This window comes from Cohnella sp. LGH, from assembly GCF_017671885.1.
GTDB classification, from domain to species: domain Bacteria; phylum Bacillota; class Bacilli; order Paenibacillales; family Paenibacillaceae; genus Cohnella; species Cohnella phaseoli.
The window spans coordinates 7,751,144-7,767,316 of record NZ_CP072117.1 but is presented as its reverse complement, the minus strand read 5'-3'; the positions used below and the strand labels follow the sequence as shown (position 1 = coordinate 7,767,316).

The 16,173-nt window shown below is 47.0% G+C and carries 13 protein-coding genes and 1 pseudogene; 10 read left to right on the top strand and 4 right to left on the bottom strand.

Translation table 11 applies throughout. The annotated features are described in order from the left end of the window. Positions 1–253 precede the first annotated feature (253 nt). The 4 genes from J4772_RS31865 to J4772_RS31850 all read left to right on the top strand — a co-directional run bounded on the left by J4772_RS31865 (position 254) and on the right by J4772_RS31850 (position 7,097). On the top strand, positions 254–1,213 hold the full coding sequence (locus J4772_RS31865; protein WP_209072997.1) for a 5'-nucleotidase: 960 nt from the start codon (positions 254–256) through the stop codon (positions 1,211–1,213). 289 nt (positions 1,214–1,502) lie between these two features. Beyond that, positions 1,503–2,816: an aminoacetone oxidase family FAD-binding enzyme gene (locus J4772_RS31860; RefSeq protein ID WP_247740912.1), complete on the top strand. Its 1,314-nt coding sequence runs from the start codon at positions 1,503–1,505 to the stop codon at positions 2,814–2,816. Beyond that, positions 2,813–4,120 (top strand): BaiN/RdsA family NAD(P)/FAD-dependent oxidoreductase, encoded by a 1,308-nt coding sequence (locus tag J4772_RS31855; RefSeq protein ID WP_209072996.1) that lies wholly within the window; start codon positions 2,813–2,815, stop codon positions 4,118–4,120. The genes J4772_RS31860 and J4772_RS31855 overlap by 4 nt, the downstream gene beginning before the upstream one ends. A 190-nt stretch (positions 4,121–4,310) precedes the next feature. Next, the gene (locus J4772_RS31850) at positions 4,311–7,097 is read left to right on the top strand and encodes an S-layer homology domain-containing protein (protein WP_209072995.1); all 2,787 of its coding nucleotides are present in this window, start codon (positions 4,311–4,313) and stop codon (positions 7,095–7,097) included. Positions 7,098–7,203: 106 nt separating this feature from the next. Here J4772_RS31850 and J4772_RS31845 read toward each other — a convergent pair whose 3' ends face one another. Further along, entirely contained in the window at positions 7,204–7,812 is a 609-nt protein-coding gene (locus J4772_RS31845; RefSeq protein ID WP_209072994.1) for a hypothetical protein, read from the bottom strand. A gap of 246 nt (positions 7,813–8,058) precedes the next feature. On the opposite strand from J4772_RS31845, the gene J4772_RS31840 reads away from it, so the two are divergent. Both J4772_RS31840 and J4772_RS37710 read left to right on the top strand, forming a co-directional pair. Beyond that, positions 8,059–8,475: a hypothetical protein gene (locus J4772_RS31840; RefSeq protein WP_247740911.1), complete on the top strand. Its 417-nt coding sequence runs from the start codon at positions 8,059–8,061 to the stop codon at positions 8,473–8,475. Positions 8,476–8,497: 22 nt separating this feature from the next. Further along, positions 8,498–9,108 (top strand): annotated as a pseudogene (locus tag J4772_RS37710) (MFS transporter); the annotation flags it as partial. 146 nt (positions 9,109–9,254) lie between these two features. Here the strand turns inward: J4772_RS37710 and J4772_RS37705 are convergent. Then, the gene (locus tag J4772_RS37705) at positions 9,255–9,389 is read right to left on the bottom strand and encodes a carbohydrate-binding protein (RefSeq protein ID WP_371822790.1); all 135 of its coding nucleotides are present in this window, start codon (positions 9,387–9,389) and stop codon (positions 9,255–9,257) included. Continuing rightward, positions 9,390–9,749, bottom strand: a complete 360-nt coding sequence (locus J4772_RS37700; protein ID WP_371822922.1) for a fibronectin type III domain-containing protein — start codon at positions 9,747–9,749, stop codon at positions 9,390–9,392. Here J4772_RS37700 and J4772_RS31825 point away from each other — a divergent pair. From J4772_RS31825 to J4772_RS31815, 3 genes are all read left to right on the top strand, one after another. Further along, complete coding sequence (locus J4772_RS31825) at positions 9,655–9,954, top strand: S-layer homology domain-containing protein (RefSeq protein ID WP_247740908.1); 300 nt, start codon at positions 9,655–9,657, stop codon at positions 9,952–9,954. The two genes, J4772_RS37700 and J4772_RS31825, sit on opposite strands and share 95 nt — an antisense overlap. 558 nt (positions 9,955–10,512) lie before the next feature. Continuing rightward, a complete protein-coding gene (locus tag J4772_RS31820) occupies positions 10,513–11,163 on the top strand; it encodes a hypothetical protein (protein ID WP_209072991.1) in 651 nt (216 codons plus the stop codon). A 53-nt stretch (positions 11,164–11,216) separates the two neighbouring features. Further along, complete coding sequence (locus J4772_RS31815) at positions 11,217–11,840, top strand: hypothetical protein (protein ID WP_209072990.1); 624 nt, start codon at positions 11,217–11,219, stop codon at positions 11,838–11,840. Between the two features lie 236 nt (positions 11,841–12,076). Here J4772_RS31815 and J4772_RS37215 read toward each other — a convergent pair whose 3' ends face one another. Then, positions 12,077–15,259 carry a glycosyl hydrolase family 18 protein gene (locus tag J4772_RS37215; RefSeq protein WP_247740907.1) on the bottom strand — a complete coding sequence of 1,061 codons (3,183 nt, stop codon included), beginning with the start codon at positions 15,257–15,259 and terminating at the stop codon, positions 12,077–12,079. A gap of 490 nt (positions 15,260–15,749) precedes the next feature. On the opposite strand from J4772_RS37215, the gene J4772_RS31805 reads away from it, so the two are divergent. Further along, on the top strand, positions 15,750–16,115 hold the full coding sequence (locus tag J4772_RS31805) for a hypothetical protein (protein ID WP_209072989.1): 366 nt from the start codon (positions 15,750–15,752) through the stop codon (positions 16,113–16,115). Positions 16,116–16,173: the final 58 nt, after the last annotated feature.

Sequence of the window (16,173 nt, the reverse complement as noted above, 5' to 3'; positions counted from 1 at the left end):
TTTTCGACGTATAGTCGTTACACTGAGCCATTGGTGATCCTAAACTATGCAGCATCACCAAACATCCTTATTCAGAAGCGGCGACCAATTAAGGATTTGACCTCCCACGGTTCACCTCACATGTAATTCCACAACCGCAAGAGGTTGTGGATTTTTGCTATAATGGGAGACGATGTTATTAAACGGCGGAGTGTTTTTCGCTTTACGATGTAATTGGATTACGAACACTCCAGACCCAGATGCGGAGGAACTCATGCCATTTCCCATAGAAGAAAAGTTCGTAGTTGCAGTTGCCTCCAGTGCTCTTTTTAACCTTGATGAATCCGATAAGATATTCAGAGAGAAGGGTGAAGAGGAGTATCGGAAATACCAGCACGAAAACGAAAATGTTATCTTAGATCCAGGGGTAGCTTTCCCACTAATTAAGCGATTACTCATGATCAATGGTCAGGATCCAAACGATCAGCCAGTTGAAGTTGTTCTATTGTCGAGGAACGATCCTGATACAGGACTTCGGGTATTTAAGTCCATCGAACACCACGGACTTTCAATCTCAAGGGCTGCTTTTACGGCTGGGGCAAATCCGTTTGTTTACATGGAGGCCTTTAACGCTTCTTTATTTCTTTCAGCCAATCCTAATGATGTCAGGGAAGCGGTGAGGAGTGGGCTTCCTGCTGCACAAATATTTCCTTCGCAGTTTGTGGATGATGAAAGCGAATTAGAACTTCGAATCGCTTTTGACTTTGATGGAATCATTGCCGACGATTCTTCCGAAGGGATCTATCAGGAATTAGGGATGCAACAGTTCCATGAAAATGAGAAACAAAAAGCAAACGAAGCACTTCCGCCTGGGCCTTTGTCCAAGTTTTTTGGAGAAATTGCTCGAATGCAGCATCGTGAGTGGGAAAAGAAGCAAAAGGACTCATCTCATATTCCGCGAATAAGAATCGCAATTGCTACAGCAAGAAACGCACCGGCTCATGAACGAGTCGTTACAACCTTGAGAAGCTTAGGAATACGCGTTGATGAAGCATTTTTCTTAGGGGGGATAGATAAAGGAAGGGTACTTCGGGTATTTCGCCCACATATCTTCTTTGATGATCAAGTAGGCCACATTGAAGGGGTTTCAAGTATTTCTCCGTCTGCTCATGTTCCTTTTGGGATAACAAATATGAAGGATACGACCTCAATATCTTCTGACCCTTTCGAATAGCACAGCGGATTCGATGAGACATAATCTATTTAACCGATCCCGCCCACGCCTCTTAACAATGCGAAACTGGGCGGGCTATTTTGTTTTTACGAGGGCTAGAAAGGACAACCCAATAGGGCCTGAACTAAAAGCCTCCCGTTATAAAATTTTGGGGACGATCAGGTAATAAGTGGATTAACGAGCTTCGGTTTTTATTACATTTGGCTCGACGGCAAGCAAAGGGTTATACTTGTACTATAATGTTGAACTAAGGGCATATCGACTACAACTGAAAGAGGAACAAACTTCTATGCATCATAAGTTGTTAATTATCGGTGCAGGGGCTGCGGGACTGGTAGCCGCCGTTACTGCGAAGGATCAAGGCATCGACGCCGCGATTCTAGAGAGAAACGACCGAATTGGGAAAAAAATATTAATGACGGGCGATGGCCGCTGTAATATTACCAATGAATCTACTGCGACGGGGGCAGAGGACGAATTGGCCGCCTTATCGGGCAAGTTCCATAGTAATCAGGCTGGATTTCCAGTGTCAGTACTGAAGCAATTAGGCATCCGTCAAACCATCGATTTCTTCTCTGGGCTCGGGCTTCCGCTCACCAAGCTGAAGGAAGGGATGATGTATCCCATGTCGCTGCAGGCTGCATCGGTGCTGGATATTTTTCAGCTTGCGCTGGAGGATCGGGATGTTCCTGTGTACTTCAACACCAAAGTGGAGGATGTTATCGTCCGGGCGGAGCATCCGCGTTTTACGGTCGTATGCAAAGTGGTGACGGAGGAAGTAGAGGAGCAGGCGGTTTACACGAGCGACTACTTGTTTCTCTGTACTGGCGGCCTTACCGCTCCGAGCTCGGGAACCGATGGTTCAGGTTATACGCTAGCCGAGCGTTTGGGGCATACCTTGATCGACCCGGTACCGGCGATTGTGCAGTTGAAGGTGCAATATGCGAATATGAAGCAGCTGTCCGGCATTAAACTGCAGGGCAAAGCTCATATCCAAGTCAACGGGGAAGTCGTTCGCAGCGAATCGGGTGAAATTCATTTCTCGGAATCGGGCTTATCCGGACCTCCCGTTCTCCAGCTAGGCCGGAATGCTGCGCACCATCTCGCGAGAAGAGACGATGTGTCTGTAATAGTTGATTTAATGCCGGGCCGCACGGAAGAGGAGCTCGTCGATTTTCTAGAGATGCACTGGGGGATCTTCGGACATCGGACGGTTGTGGATTCCTTTATCGGCATTTTTCATAAGAAGCTGGTCCCCGTATTGTTGAAGGAGACAGGGATCGATCAGCAGCCTTATCTGCTTTGCCAGGATCTGTCGTGGAAGACGAAGAAAAAGTTTTATCGAATCTTGAAGCATTGGGAATTTATAGTGACCGATACGAACGGCTTCGCGAATGCGCATGCGACGGCCGGCGGCATTGATACAACAGAGCTAATCGAAGGAACGTTGGAATCTAAGCTGGTGCCTGGGCTTTATTTGGCTGGCGAGGTGATGGACGTTGACGGGGATTTTGGCGGGTATAACCTGCAATGGGCCTGGAGCTCTGGCTACGTGGCTGCGATAGCGCTCGCTAAACAAATTTCGGAAGGGAAAAACAAGTGAAACAAACTTCTCAGCATCATCAACTCATCATTATCGGCGCCGGCGGTTCCGGTTTAACGGCTGCGGTTACTGCACGGGACTTGGGCATTGATGCCGCGATTATTGAAAGCAACGACCGGATTGGAAAAAAGGTATTAACGACGGGCAATGGGCGCTGTAACATTACGAACGAATCGACTGCAACGGGGACAGATGAAGCGGTGGCTCTAGCGCGTAAATATCACAGTAATCAAGGGGCATTTCCGCTGCCTGTGCTGCAGCAATTCGGGGTCCGGCAAGCGATCGATTTCTTTGCTACGCTTGGGCTGCCGCTGATTAGCTTGGAGGATGGCCGGATGTATCCGATGTCGCTGCAGGCTGCAGCGGTTTTGGAGATTTTTAAGCTTGCGTTAGAGGATAGGAACGTTCCCGTCTATTTCCAAACCAAAGTGCTGGATGTTACCTATTCGCCGAACCATCCGCGCTTTACGCTTCAATGTCAGACAGAGAATGAGGAGCAGGTGGTCTATACCAGCGAATACCTCTTTTTATGTACGGGTGGCCTCACTGCTCCGAAAACAGGAACGGACGGCTCCGGTTATGTGCTTGCCGAGCGTCTGGGACATACGCGAATCTACCCTGTGCCTGGGATTGTGCAGTTGAAGCTGGATTATCCGTATTTAAAGGAACTGTCAGGCATCAAGTTCGAGGGAATGGGACGTATCCTCGTCAGAGATGAAGTCATCCGCAGTGAATATGGCGAAATTCTTTTTACGGACTATGGCATCTCTGGCCCTCCGATTCTCCAGCTAAGCCGAAAGGCTGCCTATCAGCTCGCGAAAGAGGAAGAGGTGATCTTAGCGGTTGATCTGATGTCGGGACGCACCGAGGAGGAGCTCGTAGATTTTCTGGAGACTCACTGGGGGATTTTTGGACATCGGACGGTTGCGGACTCTCTTGCGGGTATTCTAAACAAGAAGCTGATTCCTGTTCTCCTGAAGGAGGCGGGTATCGACGAGCAGTCGCACCTGCTTTGCCAGGATCTGACATGGAAGATGAAGAAGGAGTTTTATCGACTCTTGAAGCGTTGGGAATTTAAAGTGACCGATACGAACGGCTTCACGCATGCGCAGACGACAGCAGGCGGCATCGATACGGAGGAGTTAACAACAGGAACACTCGAATCCAAGCTCGTACCTGGGCTCTATTTGGCTGGCGAAGTGATGGATGTGGATGGGGATTGCGGCGGCTATAACCTGCAGTGGGCCTGGAGCTCCGGTCATGTTGCCGCGAGGGCGCTTGCCAAACATCTTTCCGGTGGCTGAGAAGCGAAAATATAACGAAATAACGGCCTTTGTCCTGAATTCCATCAGACAAAGGTCTTTTTTTGCAGCCGTGAGAGAGGGGGGCCAAGATACTTTTTACAAAACACTTCATCACTTCAGGATGTAAGTTTACAGTTCGCCTCCATACTGGTATCGATACCATACTGCTTTTGGAGAGGATTACGACAATATGAACAGCAAGCTGAAGAAATTATTTTGCACCTCGTTCGCTTTTTTAACACTTGCCCAGAGCGCGGCGTTGACGTCTGCAGCAGACTATTCGCCCTCAGCTAATTCTACTGGGAGATGGATGTCGGGCGAGTATCATACTCATACCGTACAATCGGCTGATGCTTCCGAGTCTTTTATGAAATTGGAAAATGTACTCGATGCCGCCTTCCGAGAGGATATGGACAACAAGCCAGCCGAAACGGTCACTTCGCTGGTTTACGGCGATCCTTTCGACTATATCGTACTCGCAGATCATCTGCGCGACTCGCCGCGAGACCCGGATGGCAACAACAAGGCCACTGCGCGTTGGGAGGCGATTAAAGATCAACAGGATAAAATTAAAGCGCTCCAGGCCGCCGGCAAGTATCAAGGCAAATTCATTTACTCCGGCTTTGAATGGGATATGATGGGATTGGACCACGGGTCTGTCGGCATTATCGATTCCATGAGCGATGAAGTGCCCATCGATGCGATTCATCAATTCGAGTGGTTGTACAGCTACGATACGGCTCCAGGCATGTTTCATGCCAATGAGGCCGAGCTTTGGGGACCAAGGCCGGACAAGAATACGTTGAAGCCCGACAAAAATAAAACCCTTGAAGCCCTTAACTGGCTGAAAACGAATTATCCGGAGAGCTATGTGCTGCTTAACCATCCGTCCAGACATAACGGCGACAGCTCGGGTGTGGTCACAATCGAAGACATTCGCAAAATGAACGATGCTGCTCCTGACATTGTATTTGGCATGGAAGGGTTGCCGGGCAACCAGATGGCAGCCAGTAAGAACAGAGCGGAATTAGCCGACATCTACGGCGGAGCTGACGTCATGGTCGGCAAGCTTGGCGGAATGTGGGATGCTTTGCTTGGCGAAGGCCGCCGCTTCTGGAACTTCACCAATTCCGACTTTCATTTTAAAGTGAGCAGCAATCGAAGTTATTCAAGCGGGTACTGGCCGAGCGAGTATTCGAGAAACATGACTTGGGTCGAGGGTAATACCTTTAAAGACGTCGTAGAGGGGATGCGTTCAGGGAAGTCCTATGCTGTGTATGGCGATCTCATCCATGCGCTTGTTTTTAAGGCAAGCGGGAATGGCAATCAGGCTGAGATGGGCGAGAACCTGCAGGTGACCGAAGGGGATCTGACAACGATCAGCATTCGCTTCAAGAGCCCGGAGCGCAACAACTATGCGCCGATTAGCCCTCATCCTACCTCGGTCACAAATGAGGTCAAAGTCGATCATGTCGATCTGATCTCCGGAGAAGTGACCGGCAAGCTTGAAGAAAGTCAATATGCCAGCAACACGACCAATGCCACGACGCAGGTCGTCAAAAGGTTTACGGAAGCCGATTGGGGGCAACCTGACGCGGAGGGTTATTACACGGTTTCCTACAAAGTTCCTGCGGACAAAAGCCGTTATTACCGTCTGCGGGGAACGAACCTAGGCACGGATGTTGCAGGCTTCACGGCTAACGGCGAGCCCTTGCAGGATCAGTCCTATGATTATAGCGGCAGTGTAACTCCGGAACAGAACGAAGAGCGTTTTAACAATATTAATGATCGCAACTATACAGGTTTGTGGTTTTATTCCAATCCGATCTTTGTTGATGTGGCTGCATATAGCGACGAGCAAGCCATTGCCGATACGATTGCGAATGTAACGTCAACGCTGGGCGATACGAGTGCGATTGTTGCGAACGTCCCGCTCCCTGCCGAAGGGGTGCATGGCGCCCGAATCGAATGGAAGAGCAGCAACGAGAATGTTATTCGCATCGACAACAACATGGCAATCGTTACACGCCCATCTTCAGGCTCGAGCAATGCCAATGTCACGCTGACTGCAACGGTATCTCGAGGCGACCATAGCCAGGACAAACCGTATACTGTCATCGTAAAAGCTTACCCTTCCGGCGGCACGCCAGGCAACGGCTCATCAGGCGGCGGTGGCGGCAACGCCAGTAAACCGAATGTGTCCGTCACTGGCGCTGGAGGAACGGCAGTTGTCGATTCCAATGGCCATGTTACGATAACGCCAGATCAAGGTTATAAGGTTAAAGAGGTTACGATTAATGGTGTATCCAAGGGCGCGCTCACGCAATTGACGGGGGTGAAATCTACCGATCAAGTTGTTGTAACCTTCGAGAAGATTTCGGAGCAGCCTGAGAAACCAACCGAGCCGACCAAACCGACAGTGCCGTCTACACCTACATTTAATGATATTTCGAAACATTGGGCGGCTTCATCCATCAACTACGTTGTGGAGCATTCTTTGTTCACCGGAACGGCTGCAAATACATTCAGCCCGGACGCAACGATGACTCGCGGCATGCTGGTCACGATCATGCACCGCTTGGCCGGCAAACCTGAAGCAGGGACCCATCGCTTCCAAGATGTGAAAGCGAATGACTATTACAAAGAGGCAGTCGCTTGGGCCAGCCAGAATAACATCGTGAATGGGATTGATCCAACCCGCTTTGCCCCAAATCAAGCGATTACTCGGGAACAGCTTGCGCAGATCCTTTACAATTATGCCAAAGCAAACAAGCTGAATGTCAGCGCGAATCAGTCGCTAGCGGCTTTCACAGATGAGAAAAAAATCTCTAAGTGGGCAGTAGATGCGATGAAATGGTCCGTTAGCAACCAATTGCTTTCCGGCAAAGGGAACGGCAGCCTTGATCCCAAAGGTGCGGCATCTCGTGCTGAAGTTGCCACCATCATTCATCGATTTATGGTTAGTTTTAACTTGTAATTCAAAGTAAATTCGAAACGGACGTCCCCCATTAGAATGATCGGTTGGCCAAACCTTGTGTTGGGTCAACCTGATCTATAGGGGGACGTCCGTGGTTATTCCGATATCATTGAGCCATCGGAGTTTTCATATTATCCAGCAGCATTCTTCGTAATCGATTTCTCTTCTGAACTTCTTTCTTACATTGATGCCAGTAGGCTTCAACCTCGTCTACTTTTCGAACATTATTAATATTGAGCCATAAAACCGGCAGATCGTCGCCTTCCCATACTAGTTTTGCTTTATGGAACAGGTCCCCTCTAAAAGTTTTGATCCTAAGACCTTTCCTTCTCCTGTTATAGCTAGCTATTTTATTCATCACATTAATGTTGTAGTAGGTTTCCGTTTCCTTCTCTTCCGAGTAATTGAAATGATCGCCGCAAGATTCACAATGGATCTCGATACCGTGCCAGTCCTTGTCAGAGATACTATGTCGGAATTGATAGCGCATCCTGCAATTTGGACATTCTGTCGCTCCGGTTAGTACATGTTCGAAGGTTGCGATAGTGAAAGAAACTGCCGGGTTTTTTATCGTCATATCCTCTTCAGTCTCTCGTAAGTGAGCAAAGATAATCTTATAGAGTTTGAAGAAGGAGCCGTTCTCAAACTTCCTCTTGGCAAGATTCGCGAATTGTAACACTGCATTATTCACTTCTTCGTTACAGAGCCCATTCATTTTATAGCCTCCTGAAAAAAGAATGAATACCCTCGTTTCTTATTACTCAAATTATTCGGTTAATGAAACTTGATATGGGAATATTGTTCTTCAAAACTTGAGATCGCGTGATTAGAGAAGGTGGGGTGAATGAAGTGAATATTTTCAATAAATAATGAGTAAAATACAGAATGTACAGAATGTGCGTTGTGTACGTTGTGTACGTCGCGTACATACTTTGTTACAATGGGGGTGAGGAGGATGAACATGCAAACAATCCTGAATGCGACTGATGTTAGAGCAAATTTTGGGGGCTTCATTGATACGATTGTTCGAGAAAAACCTCAAGCTGTAAAACGTAACAGAGATGTAATTATGGCATTTTCTAAACAACAAATGAAGGAATTGCTCGCTGTATATGAATTAACATTCGAGTATGAGCAAGATGAAGATGGTAGATACGCCGGTTCGATAGAGCAGATTGAAGATATCGTAGCAGATGGCGAATCACTTGATCAGCTTAGATATGAATTGGCACGTCATCTAGTAGAATATGCATTAGACTACGAGAACAATTATTCACAATTCTACAATTCGCCCAATCGGCATAAACACGCTCCTTATATACTACGTGTCTTAATGGAAGATGATGTGGAGTCGGTAGCGAGGATGTTTCATGCCTAGTTGGGCGGATCTAGAAAGCTAGGGGTTAACGCTTGCTTTTGCGACCACTGCAATGAGCTTTAGTATGGTATTCCTGACACCGCAGTTTTTAGCGGCAGTGAATGGTTTGTCCCCTGCGAATATCGGTTTCGTGTTAGTTCCGGCTGCCATTGCTTCGGCCATCATGGGACGCAAGGGCGGGCGACTGGCGGACGATCGCGGCAATTTTGCCCTTGTTTTTGTCGCTTCAATATTATTATTTCTTCCTTTTTCCCTGCTATCTACCTTTATTGGGGATCGGCATATCTCATCGCTATTATTTTGATACTGGGGAATGTAGGTCAGACTTTCATGCAGATTGCGATGTCCAATACGATTTCGCGGACGCTGTCCAAAGAGGAGACAGGCGTGGGCATGGGATTACTCTCCATGATCAATTTTATCTCTGGCGCGATGGCCATGAGCGTAGTCGGGAAAATACTGGATAAGGGCGCCGCGTCCGTACAGTTTAATCCTGTGATTACGAATGAAGCCGGCCATGTATACAGCAATATTTTTGTCGTCATGTCTCTGTTAATCATTGCTGTAGTTATTTTGTATCGTTATCAGTTTGGGGCGGGGGCTTCGAGCATTGCTAACCCCGATTACAAATAAAACAACTCTTGACGATTATGGTACGATTTTACGACTGTAAAGGACCCCTCCCAACTTCCTGCTAGGAAGAGGGAGGGTTAAAAAGGGGGCGTTGCCGCCCCCTTCTACTTATTTTCTGTGCTGCATATCGCCGCGACTGAACTTAATTAAGGTTGAACGCTCCATAAAGCTGGCACATTCGTAGGTTCCCAACCGGCAAGCGATGTGTGCGGTTGTACGCATTTATATACTTTTCCGTTATAGGTAACTAAATCGTCTTTGACATACGCCTTATTAGCCACTCATGCTGCAGCTGCTGGCGCATCTGTTGTCACCGTCAGAGCATTGCTGGCGGCCGATATGTTGCTTGCGGCGTCTTTGGCTATGACTGTGAAGGTATAAGTCGTGCTAGGCGTTAGGTTACTAATGACGGCAGTAAGCGTTGTGCTGTTCACGGAAGCGGACAGCGTGGAACCGTTATAGACGTCGTAACCCGTTACGCCAAAATTATATGTCGAAGCCCCCCAAGCCAGTGTGACGCTCGTTTGAGTTTTGGCTGTGGATGCGATGAAATGGGCTGTAAGCAACCAATTGCTTTCCGGCAAAGGTAACGGCACCCTTGATCCGACAGGTGCGGCATCTCGTGCTGAAGTCGCAACCATCATTCATCGAGTTATGGTTAGCTTCTTTATCGAACCGGTCAACGACAATAATGACTCAACATTTATAATTTATAAAGGCTTCACCTGGGACTCTCCGCAAATACTGTCTCTGTATAAGTATCTGAATGCCTGTCAGTCCTTAGACATCAATGTCATGCTAACGCCCGAGTGGCTCTACGATTCAAGCACTTGGGAGGGATACTAAGACCCATAACCACGATTCGGAACCTGCGAGCTCGAGCGAGATGACGGAGAAAATTGCCACTCTTCTGCAATACTTAAAAATATAAAAGGGTTTACGGTAGTAAAAGCTATAGGTTATTCAACGAAACAACTCCTATTCTTCCATTGATTATAACCTGCCATGGAACACTAGATTAAAAGGCTATACGATTTGCTCTAGCCAATAGGTTAACCACAGACGGAATTAGAAACCAGTTTCTGCGTGTGGCTACGGAAGGGGGAATGAGTCATAACTAGCGACAGGGGGGGAAAGGTAGATTCCATGATTCGTCGCAACATGTCGTAATCTGACGCAACTATAGGATTTTGTTACTAATTTAGTGTGATTTTGTAATTAAATCGTTGATTAATGGGGTGTTGTTAGTGTAAGCTAAATATTGGAAGCGGAGTATAAAAGCCCTAAAGGGATTTTGTACAAGCGTACCGATTTGAAAGGTATACAATAACTTAATGGGGGGACGAGCGATCCAACTAGAACGAACATAAAGTAAAATACTAAAATAAAATAAGGTGTATATCAATGAAAAACAAGATTATTATTAAATTAGGTGTTATCGCATTAATTTTGTCTCTACCTTTGAGCGCTCAAGCTTCACCAAAATATAACTTTAATGAAATTGTATATCCATCTACAGAAACCACAATAAATGGAGTCCCTGAGTCAGAAATTATACGCCCCATGGACGTTCTTGCAGGACCATATTTCGACTCATATACCCCAGACCCAAGCTCACAGGTTAGAGTACCAATGTTCAGGCAAATCGCTTCATTTTCCCATGATAACACCAGAAACTCTCAGCCATTCCCGATGTCTGTGACAATTACTAATTCTACATCACAGGGATCCGAATGGACTGGGAGCGTAAGCTTTACAGGGGAAATAAAAGCGGGTATTTTCGCGAAGATAAGTGCAACTGTTGGTGGATCATATAAAGAAACTCGCACTACTAACGAAGCTGTTGGTATGACAGCTGGACCACTGAGTGTTCCAGCTTATAAGACGGGATATATTAATGTGTGGTATGCTGCTCAAAAAAGTGGGGGGACATTAAGGACTTATACCTACAACACACAAAATCCTAGTGTAAGATATTATACCAATCATCAAGTAATTACCAAAGTTTTTAAGGCTGATTATGTCGATCTACATTCGCAATCTTGGGTTCAATAAAAAACAAAAAAGGTCAACATTATTGTTGGCCTTTTTTTACATAGGATGTGAAAATGATGGAAATTATTAAAAAAAAGACTCTTCTGATTATTCTACTTCTTATATTAACTGGATGTAGCACAGGTGTTGATAATCCAGAAAATTCAACATTCACTTATGAAAAATTCAAAAGCATATTTTCGGAATTCAAAGAATCATTTAATCCTAGTCCTAATTATATTTTGGTTTCCCCAGATAATTTAGTGGTTAAAACAACTTCTTTTCCTAATAACAGGATAGATGATAGAGCGGCCGATGTCATTAACGATAGCGTTGAATTTCCTGCTCGTTATGAGGTATATTACAAGTCTCTAACATCTGACCTACTGATAAAGGTAAATTTTATTTATATGCCTACTTTATCTGACAATGAAAGCACTTCATTTCTAACCATAAATTCAATAAATGATTTAGATAATACCAACATAAAAGAGGGTTATCAGGATATTGACAGACCTATGATGGATGAATACTACATTACAGTACAAAAGATCCTAATTACAATTAACTTTATAGACAACTCAGAAGATAAAATACAAGAGGATAGAAAAGAAAAGCTAAACGAGTTTATCAAGCAAGAGGTTTCATTTTATGAATTATTTGAGAAAGAACTTCTAAAAATAATAAATAACAAATAATCAATGATCGTAATAAATCGTAGTATCGGAGACTGCATCCTAACGGGGGCAGTCTCTAACTATCACACCGATGGGCATGATATAGCATAGGATATGTCCCGAAACACAAACACAAACAAAAACAAAAACAAAAACAAAAACAAAAACCCTCCCGACTTCCTAACGGGAAGAGGGAGGGCAGAGAGGGGGCGTTGCCGCCCCCTCCTTCTACTCAGACTGTATCGCTGCGGCTGGAATTAAGGTTGAACGCTCCATAAAGCCGGTACGTTCGTAGGTTCCCAACCGGCAAGCGATGTGTGCGGTTGTACGCATTTATATACTTTTCCGTTATAGGTAACTAGATCGTCTTTGACATACGCCTTATTAGCAACCCATGCCGCAGCTGCAGGGGCATCGGTTGTAACTGTCGCGGCATTGCTGGCAGCCGAAACGTTGCCTGCGTCGTCCTTGGCTTTGACTGTAAAAGTATAGGACGTGCTAGGCGTTAGGTTACTAATGACGGCAGTAAGCGTCGTGCCGTTCACGGAGGCGGCAAGCGTAGAGCCGTTATAGACGTCGTAGCCCGTTACGCCGAAGTTATCGGTGGAAGCTCCCCAAGCCAGCGTTACGCTCGTTTGGTTTTTGGCTGTGGAAGTCAAGTTTGTCGGAGCTGTTGGAGGCTCGGTATCCACTGAAGGCGTTTCATCGGTCGTGACGGTCACGGCATTGCTGGCAGCTGAAACGTTGCCCGCATCGTCCTTGGCTTTGACCGTAAAAGTATAGGGCGTGTTAGGCGTCAAGCTACCAATAACTGCGGTGAGCGTCGTGCCGTTCACGGAAGCGGCCAGCGTAGAACCGTTATAGACGTCGTAGCCGGTTACGCCAACATTATCTGTAGAAGCTCCCCAAGCCAATGTGACGCTCGTGTGAGTTTTGGCTGTAGAAATCAGATTTGCAGGAGCCGCAGGAGGTACTGTATCTGGCGTTGTCGGCGTCTTAGTCACAATGTTGCTGGCAGCGGACACGTTACCTGCGGCATCTTTGGCCTTCACATAGAAGGATATGGAATTGGCTGCTGTGAGGCCTGACGCTGTATAAGTGGTTGTTGCGGAGCTACCGACCCAATTCGAATCCTGATAGATGTCGTAGCCGGTTACGCCGATATTATCGGTAGACGCTGTCCATGTTAAGGTAGCGGCCGTTGCCGTTTGTGCAGAAATGGCGAGATTCGTAGGCGCACTCGGAGACTGCGTATCCGCAGGCGGAGCGGATTGAAGCTGCCATAACGTTGGAGCGGCCGAAGGCTCCCAGCCTTGGATGGAAGAGTGGGCATACGTACATTTGTAGAGATTGCCGTTGTAAGTGACGTAAGCTCCGACTGCATACGTTGTGTTGGTTTGCCAGGCAGGGAAAACAGGGTCGGTCGGCGTTGTGACATAGAGGGAGTTGCTAGATGCAGAAGGGTTACCGGACAAATCTCTGGCAATCACATAGAAGCTGTAGGTCGTTCCCGCAGAAAGTCCGGTGATCGTTTCCGTTGTGTTTTCCGTCGTTTGTATAAGCGTGCCATTCCGGTAAATATCGTAGCCGGCGATATCGTCGTTGTCGGTCGAAGCTCCCCAGCTTAGTTTTACCGTCGTTTTTGTTTTGGCTGAGGAGACGAGGTTGGTTGGAGCAGTTGGCGGTTGATGGTCGACGATCGGCGGCGAAGTGATGACGGAAAGGGCGCTGCTGGCTGCGGAAGAGTTGCCCGCGGCATCTCTGGCTTTGACTGTGAAAATATACGTTGTGCTGCCCGTTAATCCTTTGATGAGCGCAGATGTTGTTGCTCCGTCAACAGACAGAACCGGCGAACCATTCCGATAAATATCGTAAGCCATAACACCGACATTATCCGTAGCAGCGCTCCAGCTTAGTGTGACTTTCTTATCGCCATGCCCTGCATCGACCAGGTTCGTTGGCGCTGTCGGAGGAACCGTATCTGCAGGCGGAGTAGCTTGACTCAAATCTCCAGCGACTTTATCCAACAGCTTAGGTCCCGTGCAGCTGTATTTGGGACTTGTGCGGCAATCGGAGCTGAACTCCCAGAACATGGCTCCGCCGAGATAGTTGTTCTTGATGTATTCGGTTTTGTAACCGATGGATTCCGTATCGTCGTAGGAGATAAAGATTTTGGTCGTCGGATTGTAGAGGTAAGGAACTTTGGCAATGTTGTTAAAATAGCGCGTATACCCGTTCTTATTCACATAGTTTGCGGCGAGATCCCCGTAATCGAACACCCCTGTATTCCCGGAATTGGTATCGTCCCAGGTCCCATTAGGCGCCCATTTGAATACGGAGCCGGTATCTGCCGCGCAGGTCTGGTATTGGCCGTCGTTATTCGGCCCTGGAGGACAGTTTTTCCAGCTGCGAGCCATGAACTCCAAGCCGACAACGATTTTATTGAGAGGCACGCCGGCATTTTTGTAGGCCTGGATCGCACCGTCCACGAAGAAGTTGTTGCTGTAGTAAGGGTCGCTAGGATCGCCGTAAAGCCCGGTGTTATGACTCGTCGTAGCTTCAAAAGAACCGCCGTGGAAGTCATAAGTCATAATATTGATCCAATCGACGATATGAGCAACTTTGTTGAGCTCGGTGTTATCGACGAATCTTTGGCTTGCTCCGGATGCGATGGTAAGAAGGTAATGCTTGCCGTCCTCCGCTCCTGCTGCATCCAATTGATCGCGGATTTCTTGCAGCAGCAAGGTGAAGTTTTGCTTATCCTCCGGGCGGTAGCTATTGCCTTGAATGGCTTCGACATTCGGGTATTCCCAGTCGAGGTCCACCCCATCGAACCCGTAGGCTCGCAGTGCATCGACGGCGGACTTGGCGAAGTTTTTCCGAGTTTGATCGGATGCCGCCGTATCGGAGAAGCGATTGGACCATGTCCAGCCTCCGACCGAGAGAATCGTTTTTAGATGAGGGTTTTGCGCCTTCAAATTCCGTAGAGCTCCGAAGTTGCCGCAAGCCGCATCGGCCCAGCAGCCGGTCGTTGGACCGCCAGGGGTCGGGCGCAAGGCGTCGGCATCCGGATCGCCAAGGACGATACTGCCGTTGGGAACGCTGCCGGATTGAAGCGGAATCCCCGTTACCGTACAAGACCAGGTTTGTTTGTTCGGATTGTCTATCGCTGTTGAACCATTCCCATGTCGACCCTCCCAACAAATATCGGCAAAAGCATAGTTGATGTGCGTGACTTTGGAGGCGTCGATATTCGTAACGTTATAGCTGCGGCCATAGATTCCCCAGGAGGGGAAATACCCAACGATTTTGTAATTGCCATTGGGGTTAGCTGCGCTTACTTTTTGTACGCCAATGCTGGATACTAGCGGTATGAGAATAAGTAGCAAACAGACCCAGGCCCAACCGACTTTCTTTAATCCAAATCCTCCGTTAATCATGAATTCTCCTCCTTTTTTAAAACGACTAGTCACTATTCCGTGCTCGTACGATGCTGAGTGGGCACGCTAATAGTGAAATGGGTACTGCTGATCGCTGGTCAAGCCTCACCTCCTTTTAATTGAAAAGCACGAATTCGACCTCACCTCCTTTCAGTAGTAAGTGGGACTTCAATAGGCTGAGTTATGGGAGAACGATGGTGGCGGTACAGGCACTGCTATGATACATATGTGAAAGGTTGGATTCTTTAGTCTGCGAGGATGTTAAAGCGTTTTCATTTTGAAGATAAATGAAGGATTAGGCGGAAGATTCGTGGGCATCAGTTGATATCTCTTAATTTACCATTTAATTCTTTATTTTTACAATAGGAAATGATGTCGAACGGCATCGAATCGCCCAGTTCATATATAAATTTTCACATAATTATTGCTGAATGAGCCCCGCGATCCGATATTGAGGATAAGGTAAAACAATAAAGGCAGGTGTGTGGAAATGAGCGAAAAATTTTGGTTAGCGGTACAATATCCGCTGAACAGCGCAAAAGGAAGCCAACGCGACAACTGGTTAAGAGATAAAGTCATGGAATACTTGGACCTGGCTCTATCAGATGCCGACTTAGGCTCTGTTGATGGTTTTGATATGGGGAAATGCATCTCCGATCCGAAAAAATTTGCACTTAATATATTTTGTGTCGTAACGGACGAAGAACGGAGTATAGCCTTGGTTAAGAGGGTTTTAAGAGAGAGCAGGCTGGATTACACTCGTATCAAAATTGCGACAATGCCCTATGGAAAAGAAGGGGAAACCTATACTCTGAAATATGCCTCTAAAAAGGGGGTTACCGATTTTTCGTTATAGCGGTGCCTGATTTGAACAAAAATAAAATGCGACACTTGCTTCGGACTTTTCGGAGGGT

What these genes read in the sequence shown, in the direction of transcription:
- J4772_RS31850 (WP_209072995.1), top strand. Translation starts at nt 4,311, where the DNA reads ATGAACAGCAAGCTGAAGAAATTATTTTGCACCTCGTTCGCTTTTTTA.
- J4772_RS31805 (WP_209072989.1), top strand. Translation starts at nt 15,750, where the DNA reads ATGAGCGAAAAATTTTGGTTAGCGGTACAATATCCGCTGAACAGCGCA.
- J4772_RS31815 (WP_209072990.1), top strand. Translation starts at nt 11,217, where the DNA reads ATGATGGAAATTATTAAAAAAAAGACTCTTCTGATTATTCTACTTCTT.
- J4772_RS31820 (WP_209072991.1), top strand. Translation starts at nt 10,513, where the DNA reads ATGAAAAACAAGATTATTATTAAATTAGGTGTTATCGCATTAATTTTG.
- J4772_RS31860 (WP_247740912.1), top strand. Translation starts at nt 1,503, where the DNA reads ATGCATCATAAGTTGTTAATTATCGGTGCAGGGGCTGCGGGACTGGTA.
- J4772_RS37700 (WP_371822922.1), bottom strand. Translation starts at nt 9,749, where the DNA reads ATGGTTGCGACTTCAGCACGAGATGCCGCACCTGTCGGATCAAGGGTG.
- J4772_RS37215 (WP_247740907.1), bottom strand. Translation starts at nt 15,259, where the DNA reads ATGATTAACGGAGGATTTGGATTAAAGAAAGTCGGTTGGGCCTGGGTC.
- J4772_RS31825 (WP_247740908.1), top strand. Translation starts at nt 9,655, where the DNA reads ATGAAATGGGCTGTAAGCAACCAATTGCTTTCCGGCAAAGGTAACGGC.
- J4772_RS31865 (WP_209072997.1), top strand. Translation starts at nt 254, where the DNA reads ATGCCATTTCCCATAGAAGAAAAGTTCGTAGTTGCAGTTGCCTCCAGT.
- J4772_RS31845 (WP_209072994.1), bottom strand. Translation starts at nt 7,812, where the DNA reads ATGAATGGGCTCTGTAACGAAGAAGTGAATAATGCAGTGTTACAATTC.
- J4772_RS31840 (WP_247740911.1), top strand. Translation starts at nt 8,059, where the DNA reads ATGCAAACAATCCTGAATGCGACTGATGTTAGAGCAAATTTTGGGGGC.